Annotated in this window: 15 protein-coding genes and 1 tRNA gene; 3 read left to right on the top strand and 13 right to left on the bottom strand. The window is 32.7% G+C overall.

What is annotated here, in order from left to right; translation table 11 throughout:
• Positions 1–70 precede the first annotated feature (70 nt).
• Entirely contained in the window at positions 71–487 is a 417-nt protein-coding gene (locus AABL81_RS08155; RefSeq protein WP_341340784.1) for a hypothetical protein, read from the top strand.
• A gap of 39 nt (positions 488–526) precedes the next feature.
• Here AABL81_RS08155 and AABL81_RS08150 read toward each other — a convergent pair whose 3' ends face one another.
• Positions 527–1,201: a carboxylesterase family protein gene (locus AABL81_RS08150; protein ID WP_341340783.1), complete on the bottom strand. Its 675-nt coding sequence runs from the start codon at positions 1,199–1,201 to the stop codon at positions 527–529.
• 691 nt (positions 1,202–1,892) lie between these two features.
• Between AABL81_RS08150 and AABL81_RS08145 the strand changes: the two genes are divergently transcribed.
• Positions 1,893–1,966: transfer RNA gene (locus AABL81_RS08145), tRNA-Arg, on the top strand.
• A gap of 66 nt (positions 1,967–2,032) precedes the next feature.
• Here AABL81_RS08145 and AABL81_RS08140 read toward each other — a convergent pair.
• The 10 genes from AABL81_RS08140 to AABL81_RS08095 all read right to left on the bottom strand — a co-directional run bounded on the left by AABL81_RS08140 (position 2,033) and on the right by AABL81_RS08095 (position 8,741).
• The gene (locus AABL81_RS08140) at positions 2,033–2,521 is read right to left on the bottom strand and encodes a GNAT family N-acetyltransferase (RefSeq protein WP_341340782.1); all 489 of its coding nucleotides are present in this window, start codon (positions 2,519–2,521) and stop codon (positions 2,033–2,035) included.
• 31 nt (positions 2,522–2,552) lie between these two features.
• Positions 2,553–3,098 carry a hypothetical protein gene (locus tag AABL81_RS08135; RefSeq protein WP_341340781.1) on the bottom strand — a complete coding sequence of 182 codons (546 nt, stop codon included), beginning with the start codon at positions 3,096–3,098 and terminating at the stop codon, positions 2,553–2,555.
• Positions 3,099–3,215: 117 nt separating this feature from the next.
• Complete coding sequence (locus AABL81_RS08130; RefSeq protein WP_158210572.1) at positions 3,216–4,082, bottom strand: hypothetical protein; 867 nt, start codon at positions 4,080–4,082, stop codon at positions 3,216–3,218.
• Between the two features lie 185 nt (positions 4,083–4,267).
• Positions 4,268–5,023, bottom strand: a complete 756-nt coding sequence (locus tag AABL81_RS08125) for a YegJ family protein (RefSeq protein WP_410505276.1) — start codon at positions 5,021–5,023, stop codon at positions 4,268–4,270.
• A 73-nt stretch (positions 5,024–5,096) separates the two neighbouring features.
• Positions 5,097–5,699 carry a rhomboid family intramembrane serine protease gene (locus AABL81_RS08120; protein ID WP_158210571.1) on the bottom strand — a complete coding sequence of 201 codons (603 nt, stop codon included), beginning with the start codon at positions 5,697–5,699 and terminating at the stop codon, positions 5,097–5,099.
• An 18-nt stretch (positions 5,700–5,717) separates the two neighbouring features.
• Positions 5,718–6,167, bottom strand: coding sequence for a DUF7832 domain-containing protein (locus AABL81_RS08115; RefSeq protein ID WP_158210570.1), 450 nt, complete (start codon positions 6,165–6,167; stop codon positions 5,718–5,720).
• A 199-nt stretch (positions 6,168–6,366) separates the two neighbouring features.
• Complete coding sequence (locus AABL81_RS08110) at positions 6,367–6,795, bottom strand: hypothetical protein (RefSeq protein ID WP_158210569.1); 429 nt, start codon at positions 6,793–6,795, stop codon at positions 6,367–6,369.
• Between the two features lie 113 nt (positions 6,796–6,908).
• Complete coding sequence (locus AABL81_RS08105; protein ID WP_341340780.1) at positions 6,909–7,457, bottom strand: HutD family protein; 549 nt, start codon at positions 7,455–7,457, stop codon at positions 6,909–6,911.
• Positions 7,458–7,529: 72 nt separating this feature from the next.
• Positions 7,530–8,030 (bottom strand): hypothetical protein, encoded by a 501-nt coding sequence (locus AABL81_RS08100; RefSeq protein ID WP_341340779.1) that lies wholly within the window; start codon positions 8,028–8,030, stop codon positions 7,530–7,532.
• A 114-nt stretch (positions 8,031–8,144) separates the two neighbouring features.
• Positions 8,145–8,741, bottom strand: coding sequence for a hypothetical protein (locus AABL81_RS08095; protein WP_341340778.1), 597 nt, complete (start codon positions 8,739–8,741; stop codon positions 8,145–8,147).
• A gap of 158 nt (positions 8,742–8,899) precedes the next feature.
• Here AABL81_RS08095 and AABL81_RS08090 point away from each other — a divergent pair, with 158 nt between their 5' ends.
• Positions 8,900–9,883, top strand: coding sequence for a DUF6624 domain-containing protein (locus tag AABL81_RS08090; RefSeq protein ID WP_341340777.1), 984 nt, complete (start codon positions 8,900–8,902; stop codon positions 9,881–9,883).
• A 67-nt stretch (positions 9,884–9,950) separates the two neighbouring features.
• Here AABL81_RS08090 and AABL81_RS08085 read toward each other — a convergent pair whose 3' ends face one another.
• Together AABL81_RS08085 and AABL81_RS08080 are read right to left on the bottom strand one after the other, a co-directional pair.
• Positions 9,951–10,742: a tetratricopeptide repeat protein gene (locus AABL81_RS08085; RefSeq protein ID WP_233269257.1), complete on the bottom strand. Its 792-nt coding sequence runs from the start codon at positions 10,740–10,742 to the stop codon at positions 9,951–9,953.
• 29 nt (positions 10,743–10,771) lie between these two features.
• Entirely contained in the window at positions 10,772–11,935 is a 1,164-nt protein-coding gene (locus AABL81_RS08080) for an erythromycin esterase family protein (protein ID WP_341340776.1), read from the bottom strand.
• Positions 11,936–11,960 lie beyond the last annotated feature (25 nt).

The raw sequence follows: 11,960 nt of genomic DNA, 5'->3' as shown, positions 1-11,960 counted from the left end.
TTCGAATCCTGCCACCCCGACAAAAAGGAATCACTATTTAGTGGTTCCTTTTTTTATACCCATAAACTAAATGAATAAGCAATTATTACAAAAGCTGTATAGTCAATACTTAAACTATTACTTCTACTCTTCTTATCAAGAAGATGAAGTACAAGCGAGGAAAGCATCTACTGAAATTATCTTCAACCTCTTGTTCATCGCTTTAAGTGTTACTACACTAATTATACTTATTTATATTTTAAAAACTATTGGCATAAACCACAACACTAAAAACGTGATTGGCAAGATAACATTACTAACTCTTACCTACACAGCCTATGTCATTGCAAAAAAGAAATATTTCAGTCGTTTAAACAACTTCTTTTCTTCTGTTGAAGTTACCCAAAAACCAACCAACAATTACATCATATACTATAGCATCATTGGTATATTTGCCTACTTTGGTATCATTACTTCCTTAATTATAGTATACAACAAAATATTTTAAAGCATAAAAAAAGAGTTAGCAGTTGCTAACTCTTTTCGTTTACTCTCCTTTGCTATGTTGTAGCAACCAATTATATAAATCTATGTGTCGATATAAATCCTCTACACTTCCGTGTGTTCCTCCTTTGACAACTTGCAACTCTACTGGTGCTGCTTTATCACAATTTTGAATTGCTGCCATTATTTTCTTTGACTCTCTCAATGGCACAATGAAATCTTTATCTCCGTGAATCAATTTAATCGGAATTGACGTTAAAGCACAGGCTTCTCTTTCTTCCCCTCCTCCACAAATAGCAATAGCCGCTGCAATACGATTAGGGTATTTACTCGCATACTTCATTGTTCCATATCCTCCCAAACTCATTCCTGTAACGTAAATGCGACTTTCATCTATATTGTAATTTGCAATCATATAGCTTACAATCTCATCAATCTTATCTGCATTCCACGGTCCTGATGGCAATTGTGGCGCAACTAAATAAGCCGGAATATCAAGTCCTTTTTCAATGCCCTTTAACGCACCATATCGTTTTACTCTTTCAATGTTTGTACCAGACAAACTTCTACCGTGTAAAGAAATGATTAGTGGATTCTTTTCTTGAACCTCTCTTGGTTCGTTTAACCAAAACTGATACGCTGTCTTGTCTACAACAGCTTTGGGTTGAGCAAATGCTGTTATTGATAACAGACAAATGAATGCAATAATAAATTTCATACCTTTTTTAAAGGTAAATATAATTGGTATAATTGAATTTCAACAACTCAATTCTTCACAAATAGTGATTTTTAAAACCAGTCTCCTTTTATTTCATTCAACTACACTTACTTACATATTCAAAAAAAAGAACAAGCTAAACGCTTCATTTCTTCGTTTTCCTTATTCATTGTATTACTTTCTTTACAATGCCATAAACAGTGTAATATCTTATTAAATTTAATTATCTCATTAAACTACACAATCAACTAATATATGCTTCCCTCCTAATTAATCTCAACACTCCATCTCTAAAAACAGAAGAATTTACTCATCAAATTTATGCTTGTAAGAAGAATTTATCTCTAAAAACATACCCTCTTCCAATAAAAAACAGCAAACTTGAACAGCAAATGACTAAAAAGAGAAAGACAATATGTCTTTTTTTACAACTTTTTTACACTCATCTCAATTGTCACATCTCCCATTTTCCTAATAATATCGCTATCTCAAGGGTAGTTTACATTTTAATCAGTAAAAATTTACTTACCTAAAGAACTACCTATCAAACACTTGTTTTTTTTATTAAAAAAACATTACTTTTTTCTTGCGAGGAATAAATAAAAAGACCTATATTTGCACTGTCAAAATGAGAGAACAATAGTGCTCAACATTACAAGACAAAACAATTAAATCTTCGAGATTTAAGGACGGTCCAATAGCTCAGCTGGATAGAGCAACTGCCTTCTAAGCAGTAGGTCTCAGGTTCGAATCCTGATTGGATCACAAAAAAAGCCCTTGATTATTTCAAGGGCTTTTTTGTTTCTAATACTTTCCTATTTTATATCGTAATTACAGCAGTTGCTCTAACATAACCATATCTTTCAATTGTATGCCATTTTCAATAATTGGGGCGGCATAATTGTCAAGAAAGAAGTTCTCTTTCACACCATATTTCTTAAAACCATTGCGTTCATAAAAGCGTATTTGATCTATACCACAATCAGCTGTACCAACGATTAAGCGAGAATACCCTCTTTTCTTGCTAATAGCCACAATTTCCTGTATTAATAATCCACCAAGACCTTTTCCTTGAAAAGATTCGGCTACAGCAATATTTTTAAGTTCAAGTGTACTTGCATCAATCGGATATAAACAAAACACCGCTAATTGTGCTTCTCCTTCTTCTAAAATGAAAACATCTGAATCATCAACGTATTGATTAATTGCATCCATCGTTTCATCTGCTAACAATAGCAAATTAAACGGATAGGCTTCTCCCTCCTCAATCAAGCGCAAACGATAATCTGAATTTACTGATGTCATATATTCTCCAATCATACTCTATTTTTTACTATGATACATAATGTGGTTAAGCAAGTGTCATTGCGTGTTTTAAAAACTTCTTAGCCTTGTTTTGATATGCTACAGATTTAGTTGAATAGTTTCCTTCAATTATTTCAGACGCCAAGTGAACCTCCTCCTTGTATTTGGTGCTAAGCAACAACAAGATGTCCATAGCAAACGATTCTGTAGCTACTTTTGAATTAGAGACCAACCACAGCAGTGCTATATCTACCAAGCGCTTCTCTTGTAAATCTGTCAATCCTACTTTTTTACTCTTTACTAATAGATAACTTAGCCTGCTGAGTAATCGCTTACTGGACTCATTAGTTACCTTGTCTAAGTGCTCTAAAAAGTAAGTTAAGTGGGGAAGTATTTTTACAATATCAACGGACACAATTTCTTGTAACAACAAACAAGCATTAATATGTATAGGGTCATCGACTTGAAAACTATAATCTATCAAAAAAGAAACAACCTCTTTTGAATTACCTATTATAAGCAAAGTACGCTCACGACTTGCCACGTGTACAGTTGTCTCTAATACAGATTTATACAATGCTTCTGTTGTCATATTTATGCTATTTAACTGTTGTAAAAATAGATAAAACTAACCTTACTATACTTATCAGAAAACACTTTTAAACAAAAATCCCTCTACAAACAGTTGTCTATAGAGGGTTTTTATATATTACTTTACAAAAACAGCTCTCTTATCTTTGTAAAAATTATCTATTACATTCTTCAGTTTTCGTTGCGTATTAGAACGTCTTACCCAAATAGGAAAATCCTTTATTTTCATTTCTTTTACTGCATCCAATACTTGATCTATCGTCCATTTTTTCATAAATGCTCTCATCATAAAATCACTAATAATAGCACTCCATTCCTCTTTATTTCCCCAATAATGTCCTACTATATGATCTCCTGGCTTTATAGCTCCTTGTTTACTTAAGGCAACGCTAAATGCCAACTGCTCCACAAGTTTCCTAATTACATCTGTTTCACACATTCTGTCATTTACCTCTAAACAAACATCAATATACCCCAAGTTCTTAGAAGAAATCCCAATTAAACCAGAATTCCACATACAAGTCTCCTTATCAATTACAACTCCTTCAAAAGTTTTACCTTGCAAAGAAGACCACATTTTTTTTTCAGTTTTAGTCGGCAGTTCACTTAATCTCCCTTCATTCAAATGCATAAAATTTTCTCCATTGTCCATTCCTGTTTTAATAGAAGAAAAATCATTGTAAACAAAAGTATCTCCATCCATAAACAATATATGATCAGTTGGATATTTTTGAGCCAATAACTGCAAAGCTTTTATCTTAATACGAAAATAACAATCGTATGCCGATGCCCATTCCTTAAATGTTTGTTTTGAAACAAGTATAACCTCAACTTTATCTCCTAAATGTTCAAAAAACGTAGTGTCTTCTGTAATAATAATTACTTTATCATTATTACTCTTTTTATTTAATGTTGTGTAAATAGAAAAACACACTTGTTGATAATTTACAATACTTTCTCCAAAAACTAAATAAACAATATTCATCTTATGTTTGTTAATTTACAAATACACTTCTACATCAAACTCACATCATTTACTGATATAAATTTAATTTTAAGTAAATATATTGCTTTATTTACTTATTATAAACATCAAATTCCTATTAATAACAAAAAAAGCGTCTTTGAGTATGATACTCAAAGACGCTTTCATATTGTCTAAGCAATTAATTAAGCTAAAACAGGAATAATGTGTTCCCAGTTCATTTCTTTAGCATAATCTAACGCTGTTTTTCCTTCGTTATTTACTGCATTCTTATCAGCTCCGTGTGCTAAAAGAACCTCAACACTTGTCAAGTTTCCAGCAATCACCTCTTTTTGTAAGAAAGTAAAACCAGCTTCGTCAAGACGACTAACTTCTTCAGGATTCTTAGTTAAAAAGTCTCCTAAGTTTTCTTTCATATTCTTACTCATTGGGTGCTCTACTAAGTTCTCAGGACTTTCTTGTTGATCAATTACAATTGTAACTTCATTAAAATCACCAAAGTCAAGTCCCCAAGCAGCATCGTGCTCAGCGCGCTCTTCGTCAGTCATTTCTGAACGCAACGCTTGAACAGTGAAACCTCCATAAGATTTCCCTTGAGAAATAAACATCCAATCGCTAATTTGATCTAAAGTTACCCCTACTTGATCACCTTCTACTAACTCAGTAATCTCATTTGGTTCGTTTAATAATTCCCCGTAAATAACCTTTCCATCAAAGTCAAGATTACCTATCCACATATGTTCTACAACTGGCTCATCTTGTCCTTCCACTTCTTGTGTGAATGCTACTTTAACGCTTGCCATGTCTAAACCTGGAACTACTCTTCTATATTCCCAAGACAACTCTCTCCAAAAATATTTGAATGTTTCTTGTGCTTTTTTATAAGCTTCAACCATTTTTGGATGATCTCCTTCTGCGAAATAAATTTTATTTTCTCCCATTATCTTTATATTAAGATTACAAATCTAAAAATTGTAAGTTACCAATCCTAACAGCAGCGAACTTCTTTGTAATTTATCTCGCTTGTCTAAAATTGTGTTTGTTAAATTGCCAAGCTAAGTATCCTCCTGCTAAACTCCCCATTAAGTGCCCTTGCCAAGAAACATTACTGCCTAATTGTTCGTTTGGAAAAACACCATATATCAATCCCCAATACAGCACTCCTATCCCTACAGACAACAATAACAATAAAAACTTCTTGCTTAATATGCCACTTATAAATAGAAAACACAGCAACATATAAATAACGCCACTGGCTCCTATATGACACGAGCGAACTCCTGTACTTAAACTGTCGATGTCTGGAAATAACCACACACCCAAGCCTGCCATTAGCCAACCTATGATAAACACTTTATAGGCTATTTTATTGTAAAACTGTATGGCTAAGAAACTCAAAAAAAGAAAGGGAACCGTATTGCTAATCAAGTGATCCCAGCTTCCGTGAAATAAAGGTGATAAGACAATCCCCTTTAATCCTTGCAGTTTCCAAGGAATTACCCCATAACATTGTTGAAACACACCTATTTGTTGTAATATAAAGACAAGCCACATCACCCCAACTAACACAAGTGGAACCACAATAGCCTGTTTATTTATATGTCTTTTCGTTTCCATTATTATTAAAGATTAACATCACACAAAACTCTTCCATTGCTCATAACGGTGATTTATGATCTCTTTTATTTCGTAATAATTCTCCCACGTATCTTCTACGTGATAGAATTGATCAGGATGCCCTATGTGATGAGCTTGAATATAATCGTCAAAATAATTGGCTACTTCTTTTGAAAATCGACTATCTTCATCGTAGTAATCTTTCACAAAAGCATTTCCTTCTTCTGTTAATTGCGTTGATAACAACCTTCCTTGATAGTGGTCTAACAAAAACTCAGTTCCCGAATACCTCTTTTTCTTAACGGCATTAATATCTTCCGCAAACTCATTGATAACAGAGGGATCTACAAGATCCTTTGACAAACACCACGAAAAGAAAAAACCTATATGCGTAGCCCCTTGCTCGTGTGCCAAATCTACTGGAAAATCTCCCTCATAATGCCAAGCATAATCATCGTATTTATTCATCTTTTGTTTATTATTTTTTATAAAAATAGATAAAAAAACAAATAAGCAGAATAAAAAATAATTCTAATGCTAAAAAACACTAATTAAAAACATTTATGTTAATGCTATACTCCCCTTAAGCAAAGGCGTTAAAGCGACAATTATAGTCATAAAAAAAGCAGAAACTACATCGAGTAATTTCTACTTATATATCACAATCTTAAATTTCACTGAGAAAAACACTCAAAAAAGGCTCAAAAGTTCGTTCCTCATAAGTAGGAACTAACGCTTGTATCAAGGGTAAATATGAATCATCTAAGCCACTCTTCTCCATCAGCTTATTTCTATTTTTCAACAAATAGCCCTCATAAAAACAAACACTACCTCCTGTAATATGTAAGTACAACAGCTTTAAATAAGGATGCTTTCGACTAAAACTGTGGACTATTTCTTCTGTTTGAAGCAATTGCTCTTCATTGCAAACACCTAAATCTAACAAATTATCAATATCAAAATAAAGTGTCAAGAGCAACTGATCGTGTATCTTTAAAACCTTCATCTTTCCAAAGGGAAATAACTTGGCTAACTCTTGATCAAATATATTTTCACCACCTTTTACTAAGGGCACAATAAGATAAGACACTTCCATAAATTGACGTTTTTACATATACACCAAAATACGCAAACTAAAGCTTAATACACTCTTTTTTACTTTACTAAACTATTTCCTATAGATTATCTTTGTGTTAAGTACCTAACACATTATAAATTCAAATACCCTATAATTGAGTGGCTTCCCATTTCAATATCTAATAATGCTTTTTTAGGGTTCTCCACCAAGATACAATCTCCTTCCTCTACCTTTAAAACCTCTTTATTTACACGGATATCCATAGCGTTCAATGCAAAAACAAACACAAAATTACATTGGGTAATAAAAGGAAATGCTCTCAATTCTACTACCTCATCTTTGACATCCTTATGCAACATCAAGTTGAAATCCACTCCCTTTGAAAAAGAGATAATATCATCTGCTGAATCAAAAGAAAACACCGTATTTTGCTTGTATTCTTTATCCTCCATATTTTGAGTTATCTGCAGTGTATTGTCAAGCATCACTAAATAACGGCGAAAACCGTCAAACTTTGTAAACGTAGAAGGTACATCTTCTATTGTTGCGCTACTTATGCGAAGCTTAAAACGTTTTTCACTATAACTCCCCTCAGAAGGATAAATACAATATTCATACGTTTTCCCCCCTGACCAAACACTTGGTATTATATTATCCTTTTTTAAAACTCTTATTTTCATATCTATTTTTACAAATAAAGGCCTTTAAAACAATTGCTTTAAAGGCCTAAGAATTAACAACTAACACTTTGTTTAGTCCTCTATAATAAAGTGAGTATCCTTATTATAAATATTATCTACAATAATCATCTCGAAAGGATGAACTGTATAATCTCTTTCGTTTACATCTTGTTTGATGCGATATTTCAACTCTATAGAATTTGGTTTCTCTTGCAATGATTTCACTTCAAAAGTAGTTTCCTTATCTGTTACTTGCCCAATAATTGCTAATACAAATGAACTTTTAAAGTCTATCTTCGTTGGCTCTCCATTCTTCCCCATTACAGGCGATGGTCCAAAGTACTTATCAAAATCCTTTTGACACGTAATCTTTAAATATTCTACTTGTTTATTATCAATTGTATTATTTACAAAATACCTATTTGCTATTTTATATGAAATATCCCTAACACTATCTAACGCCTCAATTGCTATTGTATCTTCTTTTTGCTTATCCGATTTCTTTTTTGTAGTATCACATCCGATTAGTAAACTACTTAAAATCAAAGCAAATAATAACATTCTATTTTTCATATTATATTGTTGTATAGCTATATAACCCTGAATTCATAAAATTATTGTTAACATCTGTCAATTTTATTTTCGCAGGTATTAAATTTATTCAATGTACACTCTTCTTCACTGAGATTAAAGCTCTCCATTGTTGTAAACAGTGATAAATTCTTCTATCAAGTACGATTCATTTACTTCTTTTGTCCAACTTATTGGCTTGTCATAATACTCTAATTCGTGTAGTATAACGGGTATTTTCCTACCAAAAGAAGTTTTTATCACCCCATCATTGTGTAATGAAAGAACCAACTCTTTAATGCCTTCCATAAACACTGTTTCTAAGTGTTTCCCTTTTACTAACAATTGGTCAAATAACAAATCGTCATCTGCTGCTGCTTCATCGTCTTCATCACTAAAGTAATAAGGAGTTGAACTTAACCACCTGCGCAACGACTCATCTTCACATCCTCCTATTTCTAACAACTCATCTTGCAACCAATAGGCGTAATTCCACTTTGCCTCGGCTTCACTTGATGCAAAATCTACTTGTTCCTTGAAATGGGATGTTGTATTAAAACTTACATTTATTATTGGATAACGGGCATCGTCATCTTCGTTGTAAAACCAAAAAGACAACGCATATACATCTTGACGTTCCTCGCTATCAACACGTTGAAACGCCTCTTTAATTTTATGGTAACTCGCTTTTAAAAAAGCCTCTCTTTCTGTCATTTTCCTAAATTTCAAAGGGCTAATTTATTCTATTTTAACTCTTACACACAATATTTAATGTTATAATATCCGATTGGGTATCGTTTTTCTACAATTCAGTCTTCTTTATTTTAATTACAGTCTGACAAACACTATTTTAGCCAAACTAAACCTCAACTATGAAAAGAATATTTTACACAATAATCGCGTTAGTAGCGCTTCATTTCACTGCTCAAGCGCAAACGGCTAATGAAAAAGTACTCTTAGAAAGAGTGGTATCACTAATGGCTGATGAGAAATACGAAGAAACGTTGAACATTTACAAGCAACTACTGGTTGAAGCACCACATTCTATTTACTATTTTCAAAGTGCACAGCTATTGGCAAAACTAAGTAGAGATGAAGAAGCATTGGACTATCTTGAAAAATACGTTACCTCAGATAAAGTACACCCAGAATTAGCCATCGTTTTTAATGTTTTACCTGAATTTGAAAACTTGAGAAACACACAAAAATGGCATAATATTATGCTTACTTTCAACAATAAAGTATACACTACACCTACTGAATATAACTCTGTACGCGAACATTTAGAGGCGCTTTATGATGCTGACCAAGGCATTAGAAATGAATGGACTGCAATTGAAAAAAAATATAACCCAGAAAGTACGGAATACAAAGAGTTTCTCAAAAAATGGGTACTTACAGATAAAGAAAACTTGTTTCAGGTACAACAAATATTAGATGAAAAAGGATGGTTAGGTAAAGATGATGTAGGCATTAAAGCTAACGCTGCTTTGTTTTTAGTTATTCAACACGCTGAATTGGACACACAGAAAAAATACCTGCCTATGATGACACAGGCTGTAAAAGATAAAAAGGCTAACGGACAAGATTTAGCATTGTTAGAAGATCGCATTGCTATGCGTGAAAAACGCAAACAAGTCTATGGCTCACAAACGTTGTCTATTGACGGCTCTGAATATGTTTTATGGCCGGTTGAAGATATTGACCAAGTCAATGAACGCCGTAAAGCTGTGGGATTAAAGCAAACCTTAGAGGAGTATATGGAGTTAGTTACTGGCAACAAATGGTCGTTACAAACGTATAAGGAAAAGTTACCTGCTTTAGAAAAACAGCTCAAACTTACTGATCAACAATAATCTACTCCCTAAAGGGCATAAAAAAAGACAGGCTATATACATAACCTGTCTTTTTTATATTGAATCATTACTGATACCTAAACTCTTTTACTTGATAGGGATATTCTTCATATAAAGCATTTGCCTCATTAATAGAATACCCTTGACTCTTATAGATAGCTGCTTTTTCAAGTAGTTCTTTCATTTCTTCTGTATACTCATTTTCTAATTTAAACATACAAAATACTTTATGATAATAAGCATCTGAAAACTGAGGATACTCTGCAATAGCAAAAGAATAAGCTTCAATTGCCTTTTGATATTCCTGTAGTTCCATAGCGACAACTCCTTTATAAAACCACAAAGTATGGTGTAGTTCACCAAAATCATGTAATGCCTTTTGTTCTGCTTTAACAAAGTATTCTTGTGCTTTTTCAAATTGTTCTAATTGTAAATAAGACAACCCAATATAAAAAGAATACGAGTGATCCATCTCATAATTATCTCCAAACTCATTTATACAAGATTCAAAATCGGCAATTGCATCCTTGTATGTCTTGGAAAATATACATTTAAGAAATGCTCTATAAGGCAAATATCGCTTTCTATCATACAATACTGCTTTATCCACATATTCCATTCCCACCTCATATTTCTTTATTTTAAAATAAGGCATTCCTTTTTGTTGCCATAAATATGCTATTGTACTGTCTTTTTGTAAACCAGCATCCAAACAAGCTTGGTAGTCTTTCATACGCACATAATAATTTATTTTATGCGCACACTTTACTGCGTGCTTTTGAATAATAGCTTCTTGATTTTCTTGTACTGTTTTTAGTACTTTCTTTTCTTTACACCCTAATAAAAAAGTGCTTATCATTATATAAAATACAAAGTACAATCTACTCATTACTTTTTCCCTTTTCGTATTACAAATGGTTTTACGTCTTTAATCAATACAAGTCCATCTACCACCTCCCATAAATTCATCTCTACAAAAGAATGTCCTAACATTCTACAATACATCAATCCTTCTGCCTCTTGTTCGTTTTTAGATAAAAAAACAGCTGAATCAGAGATGGCTAAATATTGTTCTTCTATTGCATTAACAGCAACATCAGATAATGGTACTGCTTTTTTAAACATTGAAAACTTCTCTCCAGACAACGCACTATAGGCTATAAAAGCATATTTATCACCTATTGATTGTGCTAACAACATCCCTAATGTAATCCTATTATTTTGAAAAAAGGTAGTTTTAATGCTCTTAGGTGATTTTATAAAATGGGTAGAGGATCCAAACAACACTATTTTTTCATCAGCATAATGGTCAAATAAAAACTTTACATTTGAAGCCATCACCACATCTCTAGTATTCGAAATATCGCTACTATCTTCTTTGTACATAGCTATAAAATTAGCCAGGGTTTGAGCAAAAAAAGCATCGTCATCTGTATGTACAACAAACTGTTCAAGCACTTGCTCACTGTATGATACAATAGTTGATTTTATCTTTTTATTATTGCGAAATAAAACGCTTAGATTACTTATACTCGCTTTTTCAATCGCATTTACAAAGCTCTCTTTTTCAATCGCAGACAAAGTGTTTACTTCTACAAGCTTCCTTTCTATGCAATGTGATAGTGTTGTTCCTGATAATGCGCCATCAAATCCTACTAACTTTACTTTATTTCCTTGCTCATTTTGTTGTTGTACAAAATAATACAACTCATCCATCTCTGTAGCATTAAGTTGTGAATACATAGCCCTGTCATAAAGGGAAACATCTTGTGTACTTAAAAATGCTTGATAGGCACTATATAATTCATATAAATTTCCCTCAAGGGCAATAATCTTATAACCTTCTTCTAAAACTAACTGTTTGATTAAAGCGATGCGATGTTTTGTTATTGTTGATTCTTGATGTGTGGGATCTCCTAATGCCAATACCCTCGTTTCTAAAGAAACTCTACTACCAATGTTTGTTATCAACTCTGGTGTGAGTAAGGCTTGTGCATTGGCTATCACACAATATAGAAATACTGTGATGAACCAAGTGAACATATTTTTCATACTTGTTGTGTTTGATTATGATTTA

Origin of the sequence: Myroides sp. C1519, assembly GCF_038039755.1 — a bacterium.
Classification (GTDB): domain Bacteria; phylum Bacteroidota; class Bacteroidia; order Flavobacteriales; family Flavobacteriaceae; genus Flavobacterium; species Flavobacterium phaeum_A.
This window is presented reverse-complemented; position numbering and strand designations above follow the sequence as displayed.